Genomic DNA, 23834 nt, shown 5'->3' on the forward strand with positions numbered 1-23834 from the left:
GATCTCAAGCGGCGGGCAGGAACAGCGCGGCACGCAGCCCGCCGGCCGGCGCCTGCCCCAGCTCGATGCGGCCACCATAGAGTTGGGCGAGGTCGCGCACGATGCCGAGGCCGAGGCCGGAACCGGGCATCTCCTCGTCGGCGCGCGCGCCGCGGGCGAACATCGCCTCGCGCGCGTCGGCCGGCAGGCCGGGACCGTCGTCGTCGATGACGATCGCGACTTCGCCTTCGCGCACCGCGACGTTCACGCCCACCTCGCGGCGTGCCCACTTGCACGCGTTGTCGATGAGATTGCCGAGCATTTCCTGCAGATCCTGCTCCTCGCCGCGGAAGGCCGCATCGTCGGGAATCGCTTCGATCGCGAAATGCAGATTGCGTTCCGCATGCACGCGCCGCATCACCCGCACCAGCCCCTCGACGGCCGGCCGCAGCGCGCTGCGCAGCCCCGGCACCTGCGTCGCCGCAGCGGCACGCGCACGCGCGAGGTGGTAATCGACCTGGCGCTGGGCCGTCGCAACCTGCTCGCCCACCAGACGTGCGAGGGGCCCCTCCTCGCGCAGCGCGGCATTGCCCAGCACCGCGAGCGGCGTCTTGATCGCGTGCGCGAGATTGCCGGCCTGCGTGCGTGCGCGCTCGACGACCTCGGCATCGTGCTGCAGCACCGCGTTGAGCTCTTCGACCAGCGGCCGGACCTCGTTCGGAAAGACGCCGTCGAGCCGCCGGCTACGGCCGTCGCGCACCTCGGCAAGCTGCTCGCGCAGACGCTTCAGGGGGGCGAGGCCCACCGACACCTGCAACAGCACCGCGGCGATCAAACCGGCCGCGAGCACGCCCAGCGCGATCACGAGCAGCCCGACGAACTCGCGCACCGGACTCGTCATGCCGCGCTCGTCGGCGGCGACGATCAGCCGCAACGGCTGCCCGACCGCTTCCTCCGGCCGCACGATGCGTTCCATCATCACCAGGCGTTCGCGATCCGGCCCGTCGATGCGATGCACGTGCACCTCGCCGTCGCGCGGTCCGTCGGCCGGAACGGCGAGCGTCGCATCCCACAGGGAGCGCGAGCGCAGCACGCCGCGCGCGGCGTCCCCGCCCTCGCGGTCTACCTGCCAATACAGGCCGGACAAGGGTTTGCGCAGGCGCGGGTCGCTCAGGTCGGTGCGCAGGGCCAAGCCCGCGTCGGAAGCGAGTTCGACGCTCGCAGTGAGTTGGTCGAGATGGATGCGCAGTTCCGCCTCGAAGCGCTCTTCCACGTGGCGGCGGAAGAGATCGCCGAGCACGCAGCCGGTGACGGTCAGCGTCCCCAGGATCCACACCAGGCTGCCGGCCAGCAGCCGCGCACGCAGCGAGCTCCGTGCGCTCATTCCGGACATGCGAGGCGGTACCCGAGGCCGCGCACGGTCTCGATCAGGCCCGGCGGCAGCTTCTTGCGCAGACGCCCGACGAAGACCTCGATCGTGTTCGAGTCGCGCTCGAAGTCCTGCGCATAGATGTGCTCGGTCAGCTCGGCGCGCGACACGACCTCCCCCTTGCGGTGCATCAGGTAGCTCAGCACGCGCAGCTCGTGGCTGGTCAGCGTCACCGCCTGCCCTTCCACCGTGACGCGCCCGCCGCGCGTGTCGAGCAGCACCGGGCCGCAGCGCAGCTCCGCGCTCGCATGCCCCGCGCTGCGCCGGATCAGCGCACGCACGCGCGCAAGCAGTTCCTCCATGTGGAACGGCTTGGTCAGGTAATCGTCGGCGCCGGCGTCGATGCCGGCGACCTTCTCGTGCCAGTTGTCGCGCGCGGTCAGGATCAGCACTGGCATCGCCCGCCCCGCCGCGCGCCATTTCCTCAGCACCGTCAGCCCGTCCATCTGCGGCAGGCCGAGGTCGAGCACCACCGCGTCGAGTGCTTCGACCTCGCCCATGAAATGCGCATCGCGCCCGTTGTCGGCGCAATCGACCGCATAGCCTGCCTCGCGCAGCGCCTGCGACAGCTGTGCCGCCAGCGTCGGCTCGTCTTCCACGACGAGGATGTGCATCAGCGCTTCCCTCCATTGTCACCGCGCGAACGGATGCCGAGCACGGTTCCATCGCGCGCATCGACGTCCAGCCGCACCAGCGCGCCACCGCTCCGCAGCAGGCGGATCTCGTAGATCCAGCGCCCATGCTCGCGTTCGAGCTCGACTTCGACGACTTTCCCCGGATGTTCGCGCTCGATCTTGTCGAGGATCGTGCGCAGCGGCAGCACCTCGCCGCGCTCGAGGGCCGCACGCGCGCGGTCGTGATCGTGGTCGTCACCGCCGGCCGCGACCGGACCGATCGCCAAGGCTGCAACGACTAGCCCCACGACAGCCGATGTCACAAGCGTGCGCATCGATTTCTCCCTTCCATGCCGCGCGCACCGTGCGGGCAGCTTTCCGGCATCCGTTGTAAGGCCGCCGCACTGAACCGCAGCTGAACGCCGCCTTCACCGTGCGTTCAGGCTCCGCCGCGCAAAGTACGTCCTGCAGCCAGAGCAGACACTCCGGCGATCCGATTCCAAAGACATTGTTCCACCATCAGTACAAGGAGCAAACATGAAAAGCCACCCCCTGCGGATGTTCCTGGCCGGCGCCGCCTTGCTCGCGAGCGGATTCGCCACTGCGGAGACGCCCGCCGACTTCCTCACCCGCTACCAGACCGAGGCGCGGCAATCCACGCCGGGCTTCAGTGCGTCGGCCGAACGCGGCGAGAAGTTCTTCACCGCCACGCACGGCGGCGAGTGGAGCTGCTCCACCTGCCACACCAAGAATCCCGCGGCTCGCGGCAAGCACGCTAGCACCGGCAAGGCGATCGAGCCCATGGCGCCGGCAGCCAATCCCGAACGCCTCGCGAGCACCCGCTCGGTCGAGAAGTGGTTCGGGCGCAACTGCAAGGACGTGCTCGGCCGCACCTGCACACCCGCAGAGAAGGCCGACGTCGTCGCCTGGCTGATGAATTCCCCCCGCTGACCCACACGGAGCTCCACGACATGACCGCCACCTTCCCCGCCCGCGCCCTGCGCGCACTCACCCTTGTCCTCACCGCCGGCGCAGCCGGCCTCGCGCTTGCCGACGACGACGAAAACAAGCGCCTGAACATCAATCACCCCGAGTATCGCAGCGAATGCGGCAGCTGCCACATCGCCTTCCCGCCCGCGCTGCTGGGCGCCGAGTCCTGGCGCGCGATGATGGCCGGGCTCGACAAGCACTTCGGCTCCGACGCAAGCCTCGACGCCGAAACCTCTGCCGTGATCACGAAGTTCCTCGTCGCCAACGCCGCGCGGCGCGACACCGCCGGCAGCGACGGCCGCCCGCAGCTGCGCATCAGCGACACCCCCTGGTTCCGCAAGGAACACCGCGACGGCCACGACGGCATCACGCCCGGGATCTTCCGCAGCGCAGCCGTCAAGAGCGCCGCCAACTGTGCCGCCTGCCACCGCAACGCCGCCGAGGGCGACTTCAGCGAACGCGACATCCGCATCCCGAAAAACGGAGCACGCTCATGAATACCAGCATCACCTCCACGAGCGCCGCAGGCGGAGCCTCCCGGGCCGCCGACACCGCCGCCACCGTGCGCGTGTGGGACGTCCCGACGCGCGTCTTCCACTGGAGCTTCGCGCTGTGCTTCGCAGGCGCTTGGCTTACATCCGACTCGGAACGGCTGCGCGACCTGCACGTGATGCTCGGTTACACCTTCGCCGGGCTCGCCGTGTTCCGCCTGCTGTGGGGCCTCGTCGGCACCCGCTACGCGCGCTTCGCGAGCTTCATCTATTCGCCGCGCGAGCTCGTGTCCTACCTGAAATCGCTGCTGGCGATGAAGCCCCGGCACTACCTCGGCCACAACCCCGCCGGCGCTATCGCGATCTTCGCGATGCTGGGGCTGGGCGCGCTGATCGCCCTGAGCGGTTTCGCGACCTATCAGGACATTGGCGGCGAATGGCTCGAGGAACTGCACGAAGTGGCCGCCAGCACGATGCTCGCGATCGTCTTCGTGCATATCGCCGGCGTCATCGTCAGCAGCCTGCTGCACCGCGAGAACCTCGCCCGCGCGATGCTCACCGGCCGCAAGTCCGGCGCATCCACCGAGGGCATCCGCCACGCGCACCGCACCGTCGGCGCGGTACTCCTCGTCGCGGTGCTGGGCTTCTGGTTTGCCTACCAGAGCGGCGCGGCCGACGCGTGGCTGCCGCAGCCGATCACGACCGCGGACGCGCGGGACCGGCACCACGACGACGATTAGGCCGGCATCGCGCCTCTTTCCTGCGCAGGCCGCTCGGGCTTCCCGGCCCGAGCGGCCTTTTTGCGTATCCCGGCCGTCACCGATAGGCGGCGGCAATCGCCCCCATATCCGTCGCGTCGCCGCCCCATCCTTGCGTTCGGCCAAATCGCCGGTTTATAGTCGTACGCATGAACTCCGTCAGCGGCCCCCACCTCCTGTCGCTACGCCTTCTCCCGGCGGACCTGCTGCTGCTCGGTCCGCTGCTGCGCCCCGCGCGCTAAATATACCCACCCACCTCGTGTTGCCCCACTTCCGCCAGCGTCCCAGCGCCGGCCGCTTGTCATATCCGGTTTTCCACCATTCCAGCAGGAGCCGACGATGAAAGACCAGTTGATCATTTTCGATACCACCTTGCGCGACGGCGAACAGAGCCCGGGTGCCTCGATGACGCAGGAAGAGAAGCTGCGCATCGCCCGCCAGCTCGAACGCATGCGCGTCGACGTGATCGAAGCAGGCTTCCCGGCGGCCTCCAACGGCGACTTCGAAGCGGTCCGCGCGATCGCCGAGACGATCAAGGAATCGACCGTGTGCGCGCTCGCCCGCGCCAACGAGAACGACATCCGGCGCTCCGGCGAAGCGATCCGCCCTGCCGCACGCGGCCGCATCCACACCTTCATCGCGACCAGCCCGATCCACATGGAGAAGAAGCTGCGCATGACGCCCGACCAGGTCGTCGAGCAGGCGGTCAAGGCAATCGGCTGGGCCAGGGAATACACCGACGACATCGAATTCTCCGCCGAGGACGCGGGCCGCTCCGAGATCGACTTCCTCGTGCGCATCTTCACCGCGGTCATCGAGGCCGGCGCGAAGACGATCAACGTCCCCGACACGGTCGGCTATAACGTGCCGACGCAATACGCGAACACCCTCCGCACCCTGATCGAGCGCGTACCCAACTCCGACAAGGTGATCTGGTCCGTGCACTGCCACAACGACCTCGGCCTTGCGGTCGCCAACTCGCTGGCCGCGGTGCTGGCCGGCGCACGCCAGGTCGAATGCACGATCAACGGCCTCGGCGAACGGGCCGGCAACGCCGCGCTCGAGGAAATCGTCATGGCCGTGCGCACCCGCCAGGACGTCTTCCCCTGCGACACGCTCATCGACACGACACAGATCGTGCCCGCCTCCAAGCTCGTGTCCGGCGTCACCGGGTTCCCGGTGCAGCCGAACAAGGCCATCGTCGGCGCCAACGCCTTCTCGCACGAATCGGGCATCCATCAGGACGGCGTGCTCAAGCACCGCGAGACCTACGAGATCATGCGCGCCGAGGACGTGGGCTGGGGCGCCAACAAGCTCGTGCTCGGCAAGCACTCGGGCCGCAACGCCTTCCGCAGCCGCCTGCAGGAGATCGGCATCGTCGTCTCGTCGGAGGATCAGCTCAACCACGCCTTCGCGCGCTTCAAGGAGCTCGCCGACAAGAAGCACGAGATCTTCGACGAGGATCTCAACGCACTCATGAGCGACGAGGGCGTCACGCCCGAACACGAGCACTTCCGCCTGCTCGCCTCGCGCTTCCACTCGGAGACCGGAGAAACTCCGCAGGCCGAACTCACGATCGCCGTCGGCGGCAAGGAAGCCCGTACCAGCGCCGAGGGATCGGGCCCGGTCGATGCCGCCTTCAAGGCAATCGAGGCAGTCGCCAAGAGCGGCACCGAACTGCTGCTGTACTCCGTGAACGCGATCACCACCGGCACCGACGCGCAAGGCGAGGTGACAGTGCGCCTGTCGCAGGACGGCAAGATCGTGAACGGCCAGGGGGCCGATACCGACATTATCGTCGCCTCGGCGAAGGCCTACCTCAACGCGCTGAACAAGCTGCACAGCAAGTTCGAGAAACTGAACCCGCAGCTCTGACCCGCAGCGCCAACCAGTAAGGGCCGCAGGCAAGCTGTCCGCGGCCCGCACGGCCGGGATCCGGTCGCCCGGTAACGGATCAGGCCGAGGCGCGCGCCTGCCGCGAAGGCGCTGATACCCGCGCGTACCATACGGCACAGGCGAACAGCAGCGCCGCCAACACCGCTTCCGCGATCGCGAGCTTGCCGGCAAGGCCGGGGTCCATCGCCCGCACCACCCCCTCCACCAGATAGAGCAGCACCAGCATCGTCAGCCACTGGTAGGTGTAGCGTCGCCCCTTCAGCACCCCGAGGAAGGCCCCCATCAGCGGCAGCGCCTTCAGGATCATCCACGAACCGCCCGGCCGCAGCGGCGCGAGCCACGCCTCCCACAGCACGCACAGTGCGATCAGCGCGACGAGCAGCGCCGTCGCCACCAGATTCAGCGCGCGCGCGTTCATGCCTCGCCTCCCGCGAGCGTCGCCGCGACCTGCGCAAGGCGACGGCCCTGCGCAATCGCGAGTTCGATCTCCTCCGCGCTCAGGCCCGGATTGCCGTCCGCGCCGGCGACATGGCTCACACCGTAGGGTGTCCCGCCGGTGCGCGTGCGGTTGAGCGCCGGCTCCGTGTAGGGCAGTCCCATGACCAGCATGCCGTGATGCAGCAGCGGCATCATCATCGACAGCAGCGTGGATTCCTGCCCGCCATGCTGGCTCGCCGTCGACGTGAACACCGACGCCGGCTTGCCGGCCAAAGTGCCATTCACCCACGGCCCGGCGAGTCCGTCGAGAAAGTACTTCATCGGCGCGGCCATGTTGCCGAAGCGCGTCGGGCTGCCGATCGCCAGACCGATGCACTCCTCGAGGTCGCGCACCTCGACGTAGGGCGGTCCCGACGCCGGAATGTCGTCCTCGACCGCCTCGCACACCGACGACACCTTGGGCACCGTCCGCACCCGCGCCGCCACGCCCGGCACCTGGTGGATTCCGAGCGCGATCTGCTCCGCGAGCGCCCGGACCGAGCCGCGATGGCTGTAATAAAGTACGAGGATCTCTTTCATCTGAGCGGTCTGAATCGAATTGCGGCATTATAGCCGCCCCTTCAGCCACACCCGACCGCATCCCCTGCATGCCCGCCGTGCCGTTGAACTCCACGCGCGACTTCCTGCGCCTCGTCGCGCAACGCTTCGTCGCGACCCGCTGCCCGCAGGTCGCCGGCAGCCTCGCCTTCACGACGCTGCTCGCCCTCGTCCCCCTCGTCACCGTCGTCATTGCGCTCTTCAGCAACTTCCCGGCGTTCTCCGAACTCGGCACCTCGCTGAAGATCTTCCTGCTCGAAAACCTCCTGCCCGACCGTGCCGGCAAGATCATCGCCACCTACGCCTTCCAGTTCTCGCAGAAGGCTGCAAAGCTCACGCTGATCGGCACCGGCGCGCTGGTCGTCACCGCGCTGATGCTGCTGATGACGATAGACCGCGTGTTCAACCAGATCTGGGGCGTACGCCGCCCGCGTCCGCTGCTCACGCGCCTGACCGTGCACTGGTCGACGCTCACGCTGGGCCCGGTCGCCCTCGGCGCCAGCGCGCTCGCGACCGGCCACCTCGTCGCCAGCTCCGTCGCACTCGCCGGCAAGGGCTCGTGGGTCGTCGAAGCCTTCTCGACGCTGGTGTCGGCGGGACTGCTGTGCGTCGTGTTCACCTTCCTCTACTACGCGATCCCCAACCACAAGGTGCGCCCGGCCCATGCGCTCGCCGGCGGCACCACCGCGGCGCTGGCCTTCCTGCTGATGCAGCAGCTCTTCGCCCTCTTTCTCGCGCGCATCCCGACCTACACGCTGATCTACGGCACCTTCGCAACGGTGCCGATCTTCCTGCTGTGGCTCTACCTGTCGTGGGTCGTGATCCTGCTCGGGGCGATCCTGTGCGCAGCGCTACCCGGCTTCTTCGAACGCACGCGCGTGCTCGCCCCCTTCGCCGGCGACCGCGCGTGGGCCGCGACCACGGTATTGACGATGCTCGCGCGCGCGCAGGCCGAAGGTCGCACCGTAGCATTCGAACCGCTCATCGAGGCGGCCCGCCTCAACGGCAACGAAGGCGAAAGCCTGCTCGGCGAGCTGTGCGAAGCCGGCTGGGTCGCCCGCACCGAGGACGGCAACTGGCTGCTCACACGCGACGCCACCCGCATCAGCCTCGCCGACGTGCTCTGCCGGCTCGCGCTGTCGCCCGAAGCGTGGCGCAAGGCCGGCCGCAACGACCTGTCGCGCGACACCGCCGAACGCATCGCGAGCGCATTGCGCACCGCGGACATCTCGATCGCGGCACTCGCCGCGGACCAAACCCAACCGAGAAGCTAAATCGGGTAAGGATCGACTTCGTACTGGAACAGCTCGACGTTCGCCGTCTGCATGTCGAGACTCAGCACGCGGGCCTGCGCCACATAGAGGTGCTCGCCTTCGTGCACCAGCACGAAACGGCGCGACGCATAGGTACCCGCCGGCGCAAGGATCGCCTGATTGCGGCGCAACGCGGGCAGCGGCGGCAAAATGAGCGCGTGCGTCGTGGAACTCACCTCGGCGCCGCGAAAGCCGATCGTCACCGGCGTGCAGGTCTGCGCGACGAGCTGCAGGCCGAGCTCGACCTGCCCGGGGCTGTCGCTGCGGATCCAGCGCACGATGCACACCGACCACGGATGCCCGGCGTCACGCCGCAGCGCGACCGCCATGCCGGCACTCAGGCTGCCCGTCACGCCCTCGACGGACATCAGCGCGTAGCCGCCGGGGCTCTCGTTGTACACCATCCATTCCGAGATGCGTTCCGTCGCGCCATCGGAGCGGGCGGCCTCCCACACCGCGCGCAGACCCACACACACCTGCACCGAATACCGGTACGCACGGCGCGACTGACCGCGATTCGGCGGCAACGCCCAGCGGTCGCGCATGCGCTGCAGCAGCGAGACCATCTCCACCGGCGTCAGCCCGACCGGCAATCCGGACGCATCCGGTTCGAGCAACTCGCCGTCGTGCTCCAACCCCACCGCCTCGGCCTCGGCCATGCGCTCCTTGAGCCATTCGAGCTGGCCCGCAAGCGCACGCGACACACCGAACGCGGAAAAATACACCAGCCCCTCGGCCGCCGGCGCTGCGCTGCGGATCGTCGCAATCGGTGGCAGATCCTCACCGGGATTGATCCAGAACGACGACGCGGCCGGCTGCAGGCTTTCTACCGCCAGCGCCCCCTCGTCCGCCACCCCGTCAAGGTAATCGTTTGCCCACACCAGCTCGCGCGCGGTCAGGCTCTCCGGCTGCAGCACGGCCAGCGCGAGCAGGCGCTTCAGGGCATGCAGGGCGTCTGCGGCCGCCGTTTCGGGCCGCGCCGGGACCAGCGCGTCGAAGCCGCCCCCGGCTTCGACGATGCCGTATGCCGCGAGCCACAACCCGGGCGGCGTGACCGCCCCTCCCATCGCCGCGACGACGAAGGCCTCATGCACCAGGCCCAACGCACGCGCCGTCATCGCCATCGGATCGCCGCGGCGCACCGGACGCCAGCGATCGCGCGCTGCCGCCGCCATTTCGCCCAGCTTTCCACCGACTTCGAGCAAGGCCTCGACGAGCTCGCCTGCGACCGCATGCAGTTCGCGCGAAAGCGGCAACGCCGCATTGAGCAGGCGCGGTTTCAGGCGGCCGCACACGTCCAGCACCCTTGCCTCGAACTCGTCGATGCATTGCAGGAGCGGCGCCCCGCCGGCGGCCGGTTCGGGAAGTCCGCCCAGATGCCCCCGCAGCGCGTTCAGCTCCGCGCGGGGATCGTCGGCCGGCTCGCTCGCCAGCCACTCCAGCACGGGAGTCAACTGTTCTGAGACCGGATCGGATACAGGCATGGAGGTAAGATTTCCACTTGCGGACGTCCACGCATTCTATTCAAGAATCACCCTCTTGAGCGGAACCCCGCAGCCCGCGGGCCTTGCAGCCGGTTCAGGACGCCCCTTTCGCCGACGAGCCACGATCCGCACTTGTCTCACGCGGCCGTTTGCCTTACACTCGCCTGCTTTTCGCATCCACTTATCAGGACACCCCAATGGTCGTCATTCGCCTTGCCCGTGGTGGCGCCAAGAAGCGCCCGTTCTACAACATCGTTGCTGCCGACTCGCGCAATCGCCGCGACGGCCGCTTCATCGAGCGCGTTGGCTTCTACAACCCGATGGCAGCCGAGTCCGAGAAGGGCCTCGTGATCAACGCCGAACGTCTGGCCTACTGGAAGCAGAACGGCGCCCAGCTGTCCCCGACGGTCGAGCGCCTGGCCAAGCAGGCCGCGCAAGCCGCCGCCTGATCCTGCCTGACTCTTCGCAGTCATGATCGTACTGGGGCGCATTGTCGCCCCTTTTGGCGTCCAGGGGTGGGTCAAGGTGCATCCCTTCGGGGATGACCCGCTCTCCTGGCGCGAAATGGCTCAGTGGTGGCTTGCCGACAAGGCCGAAGCCCCCGAAGAGGCATGGCAGCCGGTGAAACTGGCCGGTTTCCGCGCGCACGGCGCGGGTTTCATCGCCTCGTTCGAAGGCGTGACGGACCGCAACGGTGCGGAAGCGCTGCAAGGCCGCTACATCGCCGCGCCGCGCGAAGCGATGCCCGGCACCGGCGAAGACGAATACTACTGGGGCGACCTGGTCGGACTTGCGGTTGTAAACGAGTCGGGCGAATCGCTCGGCACGGTCGAGAGCCTGATGTCGACCGGCGCCCATGACGTACTGCAGATTCGCGACGGCGACGAGGAGCGACTGATCCCCTTCGTCGCCGCCTACGTACTGAATGTGGACCTGCCGGGCCGGACGATCCGGGTCGACTGGCAGAAGGATTGGTGAAAACGGGGTGAGCGCACCAGCCGCCGCAAGGCGCTTCGACGTAATCACCCTGTTTCCCGAGATGTTCGCGGCGCTGACCGCCAGCGGCATCACGCGGCGCGCGCTGGATCGCGGTCTCTATGACATCGCGTTCCACAGCCCGCGGGATTTCGTGGACGATCCGCACCGCACCGTGGACGACCGCCCTTACGGCGGCGGCCCCGGGATGGTGATGATGGCCGAACCGCTCGAAAAGGCGATCGGCCAGGCGAAGGCGCAGCAGCAGGCGCGGCTCGGCGCGGCGGGACGCGTGATCTACCTGTCGCCGCAGGGCCGGCCGCTGGACCATGCGAAAGTGCTGGAACTGAAGGAATTGCCGGCGCTGACGCTGCTGTGCGGGCGCTACGAAGGCGTCGATCAGCGACTCATTGAGCGCTGCGTGGACGAAGAAATATCGCTCGGCGATTTCGTACTGTCGGGCGGCGAACTGCCGGCAATGGTGCTGCTCGACGCGATCGTGCGCCAGTTGCCGGGCGCATTGAATGACGCCGTATCGGCGATCGAAGACTCGTTCGTGGACGGGCTGCTGGACTGCCCCCACTACACGCGGCCCGAGATCTACGAAGGCGAGCCGGTGCCGGCGGTGCTACTCTCCGGCAACCACGCCGCGATCCGTCGCTGGCGGCTGAAACAGGCGCTGGGCACGACCTGGCGCCGGCGCCCCGACCTGCTGGAAGGGCGCACGATGACGAAAGAAGAATTGTCACTGCTTGGTGAATTCAGGCAGGAGCAAGCAGGGGCCGAAGGCAGAGCCTGAAGCCCGTATACAAACCGCGCGCATCAGGCATGTCCTGCTCTGCCGCAAGGCCAAGTGCCATTGAATCGACAGGAGTCGCACAATGAACCTGATTCAGCAGCTCGAACAGGAAGAAATCGCCCGCCTGAACAAGACCATCCCCGAGTTCGCCCCCGGCGACACCGTGGTGGTGCAGGTGAAGGTCAAGGAAGGCACGCGCGAGCGTCTCCAGGCCTACGAAGGCGTGGTGATCGCCAAGCGCAACCGTGGCCTGAACTCCAACTTCATCGTGCGCAAGATTTCGTCGGGCGAAGGCGTGGAGCGTACGTTCCAGACCTACTCCCCGCTGGTCGACAGCATCGAAGTCAAGCGTCGCGGTGACGTGCGCCGTGCCAAGCTCTACTACCTGCGCGACCGCTCCGGCAAGTCCGCACGGATCAAGGAAAAGCTCAATTACAAGGGCACCGCGAAGCAAGCCTGATCGCGCGATTCAGCCAGCAGCACATGAAACGGGCCCCGCGGGGCCCGTTTTTTCATCCTCGACGAGCGCGAGCGCAATGCCGCACGCGCAGGCACCCCGCGCCGAACGCAACTACTCCTTCTTCGCGTCCTCGCCCTCGTCGTCATCGTCGTCCGGAATCACCGCATCGACTCCGGCACCGACGACCTTGGCGCCCACCTTGACCGTTGTCGCGACCACGGTCACCGCCGCATCGGCAACCGCAACCACCGCACACCCGCCCAGCATTGCCGCGCACACAGCAGCGAGCAGCAGATTCCTCACGCCCATTTTCCCCCGATCCCTTTCCGAAAACGGCCACGCAGGCGCGGCCGCGCGACACTTCCGCCTCAATGGCGTCGCGCCGCGATTATTCCCCGCGCCGGGCGCCCTATGTGTATCGACTAGTATCGCCCCGGCGGAGCACGGCGACACGACCCGATCCGCACCTGCCCAAATTCGCGCCTAACGCCGCGCAAAAGAAAAAAGCCGCCAAAAATCGGCGGCTTCTTCTTCATGGCTGGCGGAGAGTGAGTCTGCTGAAAGGGATTATCACCGCCCCTCATCCGACTTCACACGCCCCGCCGTTCTCCATTAACCATGCGTATCTACGCCGAGCGCATGGACGCATAGCATATCATCGCCTATCATTAGGTCGCACGCCTTTCGATGGGTCGCTTGATGGGTAAGAAGGCTAACGAGCTCTCGCCGCTGTCGGTGTCACGTCTTGTTCAACCGGGCCTCCACTTCGTCGGTGGCGTCGCTGGACTGGCCCTGCAGGTATCCGTCAGCGGGGCCAGAAGCTGGATCTTGCGCGTGTCGGTCGCAGGAAAACGACGCGACATGGGATTGGGGGGCTACCCCGACGTCACCTTGGCGATGGCACGTGATCGCGCTCGACAGGCACGTGATCAAGTGCGAAATGGCACCGACCCCATCGAGGACGCGCGGGCCCGACGCAGTGCTTTACTCGCTGAGCGCGCAGCGGCGCTTACCTTTGACGAATGTGCGGCGGCCTATATCGAGGCGCACGAATCAGGGTGGCGCTCGCCGAAGCATGCCGCACAGTGGCGCACGACGCTCAAGTCGTATGCGAGCCCGATCATCGGCGCGCTGCTCGTGCGCGACGTTCAGCTTTCCCACGTAATGCGCATCTTGGAGCCAATCTGGAGCACGACGACCGAAACCGCGACTCGCGTGCGAGGCCGGATCGAGGCTGTTCTCGATTGGGCAACGGTGCGCGGCTACCGCAGCGGCGAGAATCCGGCCCGTTGGCGAGGGCACCTCGACAAACTGCTGCCCAAACCCTCCAAGGTTGCACCCGTCAAGAACCACGCCGCGCTCGAGTGGCAGGACATGCCGCAGTTCATGGCAGAGCTTCGGAAGTTGACCGGTGCCGGCGCACGAGCACTCGAGTTCGCGATTCTCACGGCAGCTCGCTCAGGGGAAGCGCGCGGTGCCCGATGGAGTGAAATCGACATCGCCAGGGGAGTCTGGACTATTCCGGCTACGCGCATGAAGGCGGGAAAGGAACATCGCGTACCCCTGTCGCCGGCAGTGGTCGATCTACTCCGGGCGGTGCCGAAGTTTGCCGAATCGGAATACGTTTTTGTCGGAGCGAAGGGCTGCGCGCTCTCAGATATGACGCTCACGGCCGTCCTACGCCGGATGAAGCGGAAAGTGACAGTCCATGGCTTCCGGTCGAGCTTTCGCGACTGGGCCGCCGAAAGTACCGCGTACCCCAACGAAGTCGCCGAGATGGCACTCGCACACGCCATTGGCAACGAAACGGAAGCAGCCTATCGACGCGGCGACCTTTTCGCGAAACGGGCACGCATGATGTGCGATTGGGCCCAATACTGTGAGCGCCAGGCAACTGCCGTAGCCGAGGTTGTCGCGCTCCATGGCTGACTCGGTGATTTCCTCGGGGCAGGAGGACGCCCCGGCCCGACGCGAGCCGACCTTACCCCCCTGCTCGCTTCCACCTCGCTTCCTTCATGAACTCGAAGGCACCATCGCCAACGCGACCAACGGCGACCTCCAGCACACGATAAACCTGCTCACCGCCTTCTGCATCCTAGCTCAGGGAGACCACCCGCCGCCGGCTGCACTGGTCCGCTGGATCGGGAAGTTCCTCTACCACGCCTGCGATAGCGAATGGCTTAGACAAGCTCGTCGAAACCGCAGCATTCGGCACCAAACCGCTCGGAGCCGAAATACGATTGGTGTCGCAGAGTCGCTGCGATCCCTCGCGGGTGGCAGGAACCCCGGCATCAGCCGCTTAACCCAGATTTATTACGGCCAGGCAGGGACAACCGATTTGGCCGAGTTCATCGACACCGCTGCTCGCAATGGAACGCCGTCGGCAAACTGCCTCAAGGCCGCCTGCGCAGCAGCGAGCCGCCTCCGACATATTCTGCTCCGGGACGACCCTACCGGATTCAACCATCGCAGCAAGGTCGGCATACGCGGATGGGGCGCTTGGAAGTCCAGCGATGAGTTTCATTCGGAGATTGCCGACGAGTTGACCCGGGCGGCGGCTACGCGGGGGAGGTCTCTGGCTGCCCTATTCCGCGAGATCGGCCCACGGTTCGGCCTGACGTCCGAGGGGGTCAAGAAAATCTGGCAGCGCGCACAACGCCAGCGCAAATAGGGACAGCCACTCACCAAATTTCAGTAGACCTCGGCGATACAAACGGTATCGCGCTGACTCATGCGACGTCGCCGCCGCGCAACGGCAATCAAACCTCGTCGCTGCGAGAGGTCTACAACATGAAGCCGAAGTTCAACGCCACCCTTGGCACCAAGCAAATTCTAAAGGCCGTCTCCGCGGCCCACCCCGCTCCCCCCTCAAAAGACCTGCCCCCGGCACTCGCGAAATTCGACGACCTGCCCGAATCGGCTTACGTCCGCATGCCCGTGGTGAAGGAGCTCCTCAGCTGCTCGGAGGCGACGGTCTGGCGCATGGCCAAGGACGGACGCCTCCCCCGCCCGCATAAGTATTCGACAAATATGTCGGGCTGGAACGTCGGCGAGCTGCGTCGCGCGATTCGCAACGCATAAGCAGGGGGAAGAGGCCATGACGACCCCCAATGCTGACCGTAACCCCGCCCACTCCTGCATGACGGAAAACACGTGTGACGCGCAAACCAACTCGGGCACGTGCCGCCAGCCCGTACATGACCGCCTTCATTCCCAACAGATCGCGTACCTGAAAGCCGTGCCATCCAAGATTCGCGCGCTCTTCGCGAAAGCCTACGCTGGCCGCGCCTCACCGCGCCAGGCGATTCAAACGAAGTGCCTGCAATGCAGTCATGCAGACCGTGCCGAGATTTCGCATTGCCCGATCCAAACGTGTCCGCTGTGGGCCTACCGCCCGTACCAGTCGAACTGCGCGGAGGGCGAATAATGGATCCCGAATCCTGGCTCGACCTCTTGGCAATGCTCGCGGTCCGCTTTGCCCATACCGGCATCGTGGACGATCTCCGCACCCTGGATCGCGAAGAACTCTGGGGCCTGTACCTGCACCTGTCACGTGCGGAGGTCGGTGAGAACGATGACTAAACGCCCTGACCGCCCGGATCCGTGGAAGGGGGTTGCCCACTACCGCGTGCGACTGGAGGGCGCTGACAGCCCTGCGTTTCGGGTGCTGAGTTTTTCGGCGAAGGCATTGTATGGCGACCTTCGGGCAAAGATGCGGAGCAACAACAACGGCAACATCAACGCGACCCTTTCCGAAATGCGCCATCGCGGCTGGACCTCCTCCGCAACGTTGTCAAAGGCGTTACAAGAACTCGAGGCGATGGGGTTCATTGCCAAAACCCGCCAAGGCGGCATTGCCGCAAACGCGCGCTATTGCAGCCTTTACCGCTTCACCGACACCGAGGTTTGGGAGTGGCCGAAACTGGGCATCGGCCCCATCGAGGCCACGAATGAGTACAAGGCATTCGGCACTGTAAGAGAGGCAGAAGTGGCCATGAAGAACCACCGCGACCGCGTCACCTTTCTCCAGAAAGCGCGACGGGCCGAGAAGATGGGGGCTCGCGACGAAAAAAAATAAAGCTTCAAAAATCAAAGCGCGGAGCTTCAGATTCCGAAGTGTGGCAGCAGGAAACCGATGCAAATTCTGAACATGGGAATCCTCGCCCGCTTCGGAATCTGAACACAGCAATTACCGCCGAATCCCTCGCCACTCCTGGCGCTCGGGCGATCCGGTGTGCGACGCCCCCGTCTTCAGAATCCGAAGTCCATTACTACCATTACCACCCCCTATCGCAATAACACGACAACGGATTGGAGACTTCGCCCGCCGACTGCCGCCGCCCAACAGTCCATCCGCTAGCTGAGGACCGCCACAACATCATGAAAGACAAGTACGACACCAAGACCCTCGACCTCCTCGACCGCGTCCCCCAATCTGAAGCGCCGAAATCGATCAACGCACATCCGAATACCCCTTCCGGGCGCAAGCGCCCTAAACCGACGCAGTTCCCTGACGACGTGGACATATCCCGCGCCACCAAGGCCGCCCTCCTGTCCATCGTCGCCAAGCTCAACAGTGGCAGTGAGGAGACAAAGGCGCAGGCCGTTCTCAAACTGGGTGAGCACCTCGGCTTAAATGTCACGATCACGCCACCGCCGTCACCCCCACCCTAGACAGGAGCAGCGCATACACTCGCCGTATTCACCTGGCCGCGCCAACCAGGGCGCAATCACTTTCCCAAACAGGTAACGCCAGCCCCACACGTAGGCGCCGACAACGAGACCGCTGGGTTCGCGCGCGCGCGCGTGGGGCTGCAAACCGAAGCGCGAAACTTGTCCTTGCAAGTCCCTGACAGAGCGATTTCGTGGCGGGCTCTGCGCCCAATGGGACAGTCATCTCAGGCGCTCACGAATCCACACGGTGCTGCCCGACAGAACAACGTAGTCCCCTCTGCGCACGCGATTTGCCCGACCGACAGAACCGTCAGCGCCCGGCTCAAATCAACGCGGCGTGATGCACTCCCTTTCGGCCCACACAAACGGGATATACCTTCGCGATATCCCGCGAAACTATTTTTGGGGCTTCTGTGCTCGACAGGCTCTTCGACGAGATTTTCGGCGCCCCCCCGTCCATTTGGCAGCGCGCCGCCTACGATGCCTTCGTAGCTGGCACCCTGCCGCGTTACATCAAGGTTCCGACGGCCGGCGGAAAGACTGCAATCCTGGCCATCTTCCTCGCGGCGCTCGCGACCCAGGCCGGGACTCAACGGATTACGCTTCCGAGGCGACTGGCATTGGTGGTCAACCGCCGCAGCCTCGTGGATCAGTCCAGCGCGCTAGCCGCAAAACTTGCAGATATCGTTCGCGGCGGAACCCTGCCTGCGCTAAGCGACGCGCTCGCAACGCTCTCCCCCCGCGGCATCCCGTTGTCGGTCTCGACCCTGCGTGGCGCCCTTGCCGACAATGGCGACTGGGCGATAGACCCAGCCACTCCTGCTCTGATCCTCGGCACCCCTGACATGATCGGGTCGCGGCTGCTATTTCGTGGCTATGGCGTCGGCCGCTCGCGGGCCGCCACGCATGCGGGCTTGCTCGGCATCGACACTCTGGTCGTCCATGATGAAGCACACCTCGCCCCCGTGTTTTCGTCCGTACTGAGGGAAATCGAGGTGCTAGCCCGACGCAGCGCCGACGCCGTCGGGCGCCCGCCCCTGCACGTTGTGGAGATGACCGCCACCCCCGACCCGCATTCAGACGTTGGCCAGATCCTCGAATGCCGAGTGAGCGATGATCCGGCGCTCGCCCGCCGTATGCGGGCCGGCAAGGCCCTCACTATCATCGACGTATCCACCAACGCGACCAAGGGAAAACCTGCCGCCCGCGTGCTCGACATGCTTGCCGAGCAGGCGCTCGCCCACAAGAACGCGTGCAAAGCGGTCGCGCTTTTCGTCCACCGGCCGGAAGCCGCCAACCATTTGACTGGGCGACTGCTACAAGGAGGAGTACCGCTCGACCGCATTGTCACGCTCACTGGCACCCAACGCGCCAGCGAGCGAGAGCACCTCATCCACAGTCCAGCCTTTATGCGGTTCTCGCCCGAGCGCCCCGACGAAGGAGCACCGACGGCTTACTTCATCTGCACTTCGGCCGGGGAGATCGGCCTCGACATCGACGCCGACATCGGGCTCCTGGACTTGGTCACACTGGATCGCTTCATCCAGCGCGCCGGACGCATCAACCGCCGCGGGTGCAGCAGTGGCGAGTTGACCCTGGTCCATGCCTGCGGCGAGGAACTCGGCGACGCGCTTACGGAACGAAGCCGGACTGCGCTCAGGCTCCTTGATGGTCTGCCCCATGTCCCGGCGGGACGAGATGCCAGCCCGATCGCGCTCACGCAGCTCACAGAGCACCCCCGCTATCGAGAGGCTGTACCCGCTGTCCCGCCTCGTCGTAGCCTCGAACCGTCGATCCTGACCCAATGGTCGATGACGGCCCTTCGGCTCGACGCCCTGCGCGTCCCGCCGCCGGATATCTTCCTGCACGGACTCGACGACGAGGACCACGATGTCGACCTGGTGTGGCGAACTCTGCCGGCCGACACCGCCCAGCTCACGGACTGGCTCGAGGCCTGGCCCGTGCTGGCACATGAACGCGCAAAACTGCCCCTACACAAGGCGCGGGACCTGATCGAAGCCGTCTTGAAGCGAGCCGGTCATGACGACCACCGGCATCGCGCGGTTCTTGTTCTCGACAGCCAGGGACGAGTCGTTGAACACGAGCCTGTTACCACTGACCGTTCATTGCGTGGCCTCATGCGTCTGGTTGTACCAGGTCGAACCGTCATTATTCGCGATGAACTCGGTGGGCTGTCCCCTGCGGGGCTCCCCGACATCGACAGCATTGCACCAGTGGTCGACGTCTCCGCGGAGGGTCGCGGCGAAATGCTGACCCTCATCTGTTCGGTCGGACTCGCAGATGGCGCCATGCAGTGGTCCCACGTCGGTGAGCACGCGGAATCCTTACCGGCCCTAGTCGCGATGATCCGGCCCGACCACGAAATTGCATTCGCCGAAGAGCTGGTGTTACCGGTATCCGACCTGATGACCCGCGATGACTCGACCGTGCATCGCCGCGCGCGTGTCTGGCTCCACACTCGACAAGTGTCGGGCCCTGACGCAGGTGACCTTGCATCCCTGAACCGCTGCGATAGGACTCTCATCGATCACCTCGAATTGGCGCACAAGGCCGCGCATCGCCTGTTGCAGCATATCGACCTGCCCCCGATGCTCGCCACCGCGGTAGCGACCGCTGCCGCCCATCACGACGTCGGCAAGCAGGAGCCGCGGTGGCAGGCTGCGCTCGGCAATCCGACGCCTGCGGTCCCGCTTGCGAAGAGCCGTCGCCCCGTCTTTGACGTGCGTTTGAACGACGGCTACCGCCACGAGCTCGGCTCCGTGGTGATGTTGGGCGAACAGGTGGGCATGCTGGAACGACACCTGATCGCTGCGCATCATGGCTGGGCCCGACCGGGCTTTACAGAAAAGGCGCGGACAAAACCCGGATGCAGTTCTATCGCCGACCGAGTGGCGAAGTCGTTCGCCAAGCTTAACGAGCACTTCGGCCCCTGGGGGCTGGCCTATCTGGAAGCCATGGTAAAGAGTGCGGATGTGCTCGCGGAACTGGAAGCCACACGTCTCGCGGAACACCCCCTCCCGTCACCGCGCACCATTGTCACTAAACACGACGAGGAAGCCCCCGGCAGCGCGATCGAGATTCCCGCCGACGCGCGCAATTTCGGCGAATATCTCGCTTGCCTAGGGTTACTCGACCTGCTCGCCCGCTTCCGCTCGGGCCTCTCAGCATGCTGGACGGCACGGGGTTTCAGTATCGTCGGAGCCGATGACGCGGCAGTGCTCGCCGCTGTAGATGCGCTGCTCACCGTCGAGGCGAGTGTCGATGAGGCCGCACTACGCGACGATTTGCACGGTGAGAAATTCCCCCCCTTACGGCTACGCCTGAGCAACTCTGGTCACCAGTTTTACGTCAATGGCTGGCTGGCGATGGACTACGGCGGCAATTCTCGCTGGAAACTGAGCGCGGGCCAGACCGATGCACTGGCAATCCTGCGCGGCCTCGTATCCGCTGCCCACACCCTTCGTTCCGACCTCGTCACAGGCGCAGACCTCTTCCGGCTCGGCACAACGATGAAGGAGCGCTTTCGCTTCGACGCGGCCACGAGTTGGTCGGCCTTGGACGCCGGTTTCACGCTGAACGAGGACGACCGCTTTAGTACTGCGCGGCCGTTTGTCGAGCTTCTCTCGATCCTGGGCCTACAGCATGCCTTCGTTCCTCCCGGCGACCAGCCCCCTTGCCACTATGTCGTGTGGCACACGCCACTGCCAGCCGCGCTGTGCCTACCTGCTGCGAAAGGGCTGATGTCCGTGTCGGGCGAGCGCTACCGCCCCCGGCTCGTGACATCGGGGAAAATGAAAGACGTTTTCACCTCCGAACTCACCCTCTCGAATGAGGAAAGCACATGGCTACCGAACCATCTGATCGTCTGAATGCCCTCCTGCTCGATCGCAACGCCGTGGCAATCGTATGCCGGCAACCGCTCGAATCCGTGGAGGGCCCGGGTGGCGTGGTGTTTCCGCCCACCTACGCGGGGAAGGGCGACAACGCCCCCCCCGAATACAACATCAGCGATTTTGGCGATGGTCGAAACGTTTGCACCATGGACTCAGTCCAGTCCCAGGCAAACCGCATCGAAGCAGCCTTCCTCACGGCCCCATATCGCGCCCTCGTGCGCGAAGTCACGGTCCGGGCCGAACTCGCCGACGGGGAACAAAGGATCATCGACGTTCTCGAAGCGCCACACCGCCTGGCCGACGCGACAATCCGATTCTCCGATCTGCGCCAGGACGCCGAAAGGGCGTTTCGCAACTTTCGCGATGCCCCTCGCGCCGTCGCCGAACTGTCGCCGATGAGCCTGTTGATGGGCGCATTTGACTCGCGCGGCACATATTGCAAGATTCCGCGCGCCCTGACAGCGCGAATTGAGGCCCACAACGTCCGCCGTCTCGTTCGCAGGGCGCTTTACTCGGCGGCACTCACCGGCAAGGACCTCGGGCACGAGGACAGCAAGCTCTCCCAAATTGGCCTCGACAATGCTCTGGACGGCCCCATTCCTGGCGGAATCATCGCCGACGGTGGCATCTGGCGGGAGGCGGTCTTGAACCTTATCGCCTTGCGCCAGAATTGCGGCCAACGGGTGACGAATCGCTACGACGAGAAGCCGTCGAAGACTCCGCCTGACGACTTGTCTGCCTACATCTTCGGGCTCGGCCTGGTGAGCCTGACGCTCCAACCCGAGACCTTCTTGCGCCAGGGATGCCTCCTGGTGGCGGCGGCGCCCGTAGCGGCCACGATAAGGTACGCGGATGGCGCAAAGACCAGTTTTTCCCTAAGCACAGTGGACGCCCTCGAATTCGCGAAGACGGCAGCCCTGCGTTTTGGTGTTGCCTCGCTGCCGCCGCGGCAGGGTCATTTCCAGCGCGAACTGATCGACGAGGCGAACCGTCAGGCACAAGAGAAAAACGAGAAGAAAAAAGTGAAGGGGAACAGGGGTGCCTAACCACTGGCTCGTGATAGAGGCGCAGTTCCTCACGGGCATCTACCGTGGTGCCGAGTGGCCCCCGGCTCCCTTTCGCCTGCTCCAGGCAATCGTAGCGGGCAACCGCTCCGTCACGGCCCCGGGGCTGGGATGGCTGGAGCGGCAGCCCGCGCCCGACATTATTGCGCCATCCAGTCCGCCCGAACTGCGCTACACGATTTACGTCCCGAACAACTCGGACAGGCGTAAGGCTAAGGCGGCGACGACGAGCCGGGAGGTAGTAGAGCGACGCGTTGCAGGACCGGTGCGCTACGTTTTCGCGCTCACGGACGAGGAGTCGTGCCGCGATGCGTTCCACGTGATCGATACTGCCTCGCATCTCCATACCCTCGGGTCCGGCCAGGACCAGGTCAGTGTTACCGGGCATATCACGTCCGTGCGACCGACGTGCGCGGCGAGCGAAACACATTTCACTGCCTCACTGGGTCCTGCCGCACGCGCACTACGGAGCAACGTCGACGTCATCTTGCGCGTGCCCATCCCCGGCTCCCTGAGTTCGCTTGAAACCCGTTTTCAGGCTAGCCAGACACGCCTCGACAAGTCTAAGGGCTGGATTTCCCCCGTGCTGGCCCCGGGCCTTCACGACATCGCTGCCTACACACCGGCTGGGCAGGCAGCGCGTGTGGCGATGGTGCCCCTTCGCCTGCAGAAGCCCGGCAATCCTCGCACCTTCCGCCCATTCGATCCGCGGAACACGGTGGTCGTCGCAGGCATGTTACGGGGCGCGGTCATGCAGCGTACTGCGGGTCTGCCGTTGGCCGACTTTGCTGCGGGCTATGCCCCGGAGAGCGATCTCGAACGGCGGCTCTCATGGGTGCCCCTCCCCTCGCTCGGTCACGATCACGCCGATGGCTTGCTGCGCCGCGCCCTGCTCGTTGCCCCCATCTCGTGCCTGCCCGAGGTAGCCAATGTCCTCCACTGCCTCGGTAACGAGCCCCTGCGCCTGGTCGAGGAAAACTCCGGCGAGCACGTTGCCGACGCTGCCTTGGCGGATCCCGAAGACGGAGTTTTCGCGGCGTATCGCAGACCGAGCCGTACATGGACCAGCGTGACGCCCATGATCCTGCCCGGGGACCATGCAGGTAATTCGCGGTTGGTACGAAACCTCGTGCTTAAGGCGCTGAGCAATTCGGCGATCGACGCCGGTCTGCTCGAGGACATGGAGGTGAGCCGACTCCCCTTCCTCCCCCAAGCACACCACGTCGCCGATTACAGGCTCAAGGCTTGGCAAGCGGGGCGGCTCATGCCCTACCATGTGCGCCTCCACTTCCGCGAGCCAATGCGTGGGCCTGTTTTTCTCGGTCGCGGCCGACATTTCGGGCTTGGCGTGTGCTGCGCGAACCCGAAGTGAACGTGATAGCCCGGGAGGTTCGCGCTGATCCTACGCCTTGAATTGGCAATACTTCTTCGGCCGCAGTCAGGGCTAAAGGCGTGTATTAGGTCGGTTCGCGCCATCCGAGCAAGAGGATATTCAAGATCAACACGTTGCTGGTATGGTGTCGCACTCGCCTACAGCCAGGCGACTACGTTGAAGCATCTTGAGCAGCGTGACGTCGCCCCGTGCCCTGAGGTCGCACTCGCCTACAGCCAGGCGACTACGTTGAAGCAAGATCGCCCGCTCGACCGGAACGACGCTCACCGAGTCGCACTCGCCTACATCCAGGCGACTACGTTGAAGCACCTCGGCGTCGAACTGCGCCACGCGCGCCTGATAGGTCGCACTCGCCTACAGCCAGGCGACTACGTTGAAGCAACGAGTACGCCGCCATGTGGCGCGAACCGCTGGCGTCGCACTCACCTGCGGCCAGGCGACTACATTGAAGCGCGCCCGCGGTCAGCCCCGTGCGCAGAGCCGTCGTGTCGCACTCGCCTGCAGCCAGGCGACTACGTTGAAGCCATTCCTGGCCCTTTTTCCTGCCCCCCGGCAGCAGAGTCGCA

The 23834-nt window shown here is 65.6% G+C and carries 25 protein-coding genes; 18 read left to right on the forward strand and 7 right to left on the reverse strand.

Translation table 11 applies throughout. The annotated features are described in order from the left end of the window. Nucleotides 1-4: 4 nt before the first annotated feature. Genes GPA27_RS01730 through GPA27_RS01740 form a run of 3 tightly spaced genes read right to left on the reverse strand, consistent with a single transcriptional unit; the run spans nt 5 to nt 2357 of the window. On the reverse strand, nt 5-1363 hold the full coding sequence (locus GPA27_RS01730) for an ATP-binding protein (RefSeq protein WP_211164774.1): 1359 nt from the start codon (nt 1361-1363) through the stop codon (nt 5-7). After that, nucleotides 1360-2022, reverse strand: a complete 663-nt coding sequence (locus GPA27_RS01735; protein WP_169137188.1) for a response regulator transcription factor — start codon at nt 2020-2022, stop codon at nt 1360-1362. Before GPA27_RS01735 ends, GPA27_RS01730 begins: the two co-directional genes overlap by 4 nt. Next, entirely contained in the window at nt 2022-2357 is a 336-nt protein-coding gene (locus tag GPA27_RS01740; protein WP_169137190.1) for a PepSY domain-containing protein, read from the reverse strand. Before GPA27_RS01740 ends, GPA27_RS01735 begins: the two co-directional genes overlap by 1 nt. 202 nt (nt 2358-2559) lie before the next feature. Here GPA27_RS01740 and GPA27_RS01745 point away from each other — a divergent pair, with 202 nt between their 5' ends. From GPA27_RS01745 to GPA27_RS01760, 4 genes are all read left to right on the forward strand, one after another. Beyond that, complete coding sequence (locus tag GPA27_RS01745; protein ID WP_246260900.1) at nt 2560-2973, forward strand: DUF1924 domain-containing protein; 414 nt, start codon at nt 2560-2562, stop codon at nt 2971-2973. Between the two features lie 20 nt (nt 2974-2993). Next, nucleotides 2994-3509, forward strand: a complete 516-nt coding sequence (locus tag GPA27_RS01750; RefSeq protein ID WP_169137192.1) for a diheme cytochrome c — start codon at nt 2994-2996, stop codon at nt 3507-3509. Next, the gene (locus GPA27_RS01755) at nt 3506-4243 is read left to right on the forward strand and encodes a cytochrome b/b6 domain-containing protein (protein WP_169137194.1); all 738 of its coding nucleotides are present in this window, start codon (nt 3506-3508) and stop codon (nt 4241-4243) included. The genes GPA27_RS01750 and GPA27_RS01755 overlap by 4 nt, the downstream gene beginning before the upstream one ends. 357 nt (nt 4244-4600) lie before the next feature. Then, a complete protein-coding gene (locus tag GPA27_RS01760; RefSeq protein WP_169137196.1) occupies nt 4601-6136 on the forward strand; it encodes a 2-isopropylmalate synthase in 1536 nt (511 codons plus the stop codon). A 79-nt stretch (nt 6137-6215) separates the two neighbouring features. Here the strand turns inward: GPA27_RS01760 and GPA27_RS01765 are convergent, their stop codons facing one another. Beyond that, nucleotides 6216-6575 (reverse strand): DUF2069 domain-containing protein, encoded by a 360-nt coding sequence (locus GPA27_RS01765; RefSeq protein WP_169137198.1) that lies wholly within the window; start codon nt 6573-6575, stop codon nt 6216-6218. Continuing rightward, nucleotides 6572-7174, reverse strand: a complete 603-nt coding sequence (wrbA, locus tag GPA27_RS01770; RefSeq protein WP_169137200.1) for an NAD(P)H:quinone oxidoreductase — start codon at nt 7172-7174, stop codon at nt 6572-6574. The genes GPA27_RS01765 and wrbA overlap by 4 nt, the downstream gene beginning before the upstream one ends. Before the next feature lie 68 nt (nt 7175-7242). Here wrbA and GPA27_RS01775 point away from each other — a divergent pair, with 68 nt between their 5' ends. After that, nucleotides 7243-8466, forward strand: coding sequence for a YihY family inner membrane protein (locus GPA27_RS01775; protein WP_169137202.1), 1224 nt, complete (start codon nt 7243-7245; stop codon nt 8464-8466). Here GPA27_RS01775 and GPA27_RS01780 read toward each other — a convergent pair. Continuing rightward, nucleotides 8463-9989: a cyclic-di-GMP receptor FimW-related protein gene (locus tag GPA27_RS01780; protein WP_169137204.1), complete on the reverse strand. Its 1527-nt coding sequence runs from the start codon at nt 9987-9989 to the stop codon at nt 8463-8465. The genes GPA27_RS01775 and GPA27_RS01780 overlap by 4 nt on opposite strands. 197 nt (nt 9990-10186) lie before the next feature. Here GPA27_RS01780 and rpsP point away from each other — a divergent pair, with 197 nt between their 5' ends. The 4 genes from rpsP (at nt 10187) to rplS (ending at nt 12223) form a co-directional block, all read left to right on the forward strand. Then, complete coding sequence (gene rpsP / locus GPA27_RS01785; protein WP_050417101.1) at nt 10187-10438, forward strand: 30S ribosomal protein S16; 252 nt, start codon at nt 10187-10189, stop codon at nt 10436-10438. Between the two features lie 22 nt (nt 10439-10460). Next, nucleotides 10461-10967 carry a ribosome maturation factor RimM gene (gene rimM, locus GPA27_RS01790; RefSeq protein ID WP_169137206.1) on the forward strand — a complete coding sequence of 169 codons (507 nt, stop codon included), beginning with the start codon at nt 10461-10463 and terminating at the stop codon, nt 10965-10967. Nucleotides 10968-10974: 7 nt separating this feature from the next. Beyond that, nucleotides 10975-11763: a tRNA (guanosine(37)-N1)-methyltransferase TrmD gene (trmD, locus tag GPA27_RS01795; protein WP_169137208.1), complete on the forward strand. Its 789-nt coding sequence runs from the start codon at nt 10975-10977 to the stop codon at nt 11761-11763. An 82-nt stretch (nt 11764-11845) separates the two neighbouring features. After that, nucleotides 11846-12223 carry a 50S ribosomal protein L19 gene (gene rplS / locus GPA27_RS01800; RefSeq protein ID WP_169137210.1) on the forward strand — a complete coding sequence of 126 codons (378 nt, stop codon included), beginning with the start codon at nt 11846-11848 and terminating at the stop codon, nt 12221-12223. Between the two features lie 111 nt (nt 12224-12334). On the opposite strand, the gene GPA27_RS01805 is transcribed toward rplS, so the two are convergent. After that, nucleotides 12335-12532, reverse strand: coding sequence for an NF038104 family lipoprotein (locus GPA27_RS01805; RefSeq protein WP_169137212.1), 198 nt, complete (start codon nt 12530-12532; stop codon nt 12335-12337). Between the two features lie 390 nt (nt 12533-12922). Between GPA27_RS01805 and GPA27_RS01810 the strand changes: the two genes are divergently transcribed. The 9 genes from GPA27_RS01810 (at nt 12923) to csb2 (ending at nt 23247) form a co-directional block, all read left to right on the forward strand. Beyond that, nucleotides 12923-14152, forward strand: a complete 1230-nt coding sequence (locus GPA27_RS01810; protein WP_169137214.1) for a tyrosine-type recombinase/integrase — start codon at nt 12923-12925, stop codon at nt 14150-14152. Then, nucleotides 14145-14894 (forward strand): hypothetical protein, encoded by a 750-nt coding sequence (locus GPA27_RS01815; protein ID WP_169137216.1) that lies wholly within the window; start codon nt 14145-14147, stop codon nt 14892-14894. Before GPA27_RS01810 ends, GPA27_RS01815 begins: the two co-directional genes overlap by 8 nt. 119 nt (nt 14895-15013) lie before the next feature. After that, complete coding sequence (locus GPA27_RS01820; RefSeq protein WP_169137218.1) at nt 15014-15304, forward strand: helix-turn-helix transcriptional regulator; 291 nt, start codon at nt 15014-15016, stop codon at nt 15302-15304. Nucleotides 15305-15649: 345 nt separating this feature from the next. After that, complete coding sequence (locus tag GPA27_RS01825) at nt 15650-15805, forward strand: hypothetical protein (protein WP_169137220.1); 156 nt, start codon at nt 15650-15652, stop codon at nt 15803-15805. Next, nucleotides 15798-16301, forward strand: coding sequence for a hypothetical protein (locus GPA27_RS01830; protein WP_169137222.1), 504 nt, complete (start codon nt 15798-15800; stop codon nt 16299-16301). The genes GPA27_RS01825 and GPA27_RS01830 overlap by 8 nt, the downstream gene beginning before the upstream one ends. Before the next feature lie 302 nt (nt 16302-16603). Beyond that, nucleotides 16604-16897 (forward strand): hypothetical protein, encoded by a 294-nt coding sequence (locus GPA27_RS01835; protein WP_169137224.1) that lies wholly within the window; start codon nt 16604-16606, stop codon nt 16895-16897. A gap of 413 nt (nt 16898-17310) precedes the next feature. After that, entirely contained in the window at nt 17311-20787 is a 3477-nt protein-coding gene (gene cas3g / locus GPA27_RS01840) for a type I-G CRISPR-associated helicase/endonuclease Cas3g (RefSeq protein ID WP_169137226.1), read from the forward strand. Continuing rightward, entirely contained in the window at nt 20760-21857 is a 1098-nt protein-coding gene (cas7g, locus tag GPA27_RS01845) for a type I-G CRISPR-associated RAMP protein Csb1/Cas7g (RefSeq protein ID WP_169137228.1), read from the forward strand. Before cas3g ends, cas7g begins: the two co-directional genes overlap by 28 nt. Further along, entirely contained in the window at nt 21850-23247 is a 1398-nt protein-coding gene (csb2, locus tag GPA27_RS01850) for a type I-G CRISPR-associated protein Csb2 (protein ID WP_169137230.1), read from the forward strand. Before cas7g ends, csb2 begins: the two co-directional genes overlap by 8 nt. Nucleotides 23248-23834: the final 587 nt, after the last annotated feature.

This window comes from Aromatoleum toluolicum (assembly GCF_012911005.2).
GTDB lineage: Bacteria > Pseudomonadota > Gammaproteobacteria > Burkholderiales > Rhodocyclaceae > Aromatoleum > Aromatoleum toluolicum.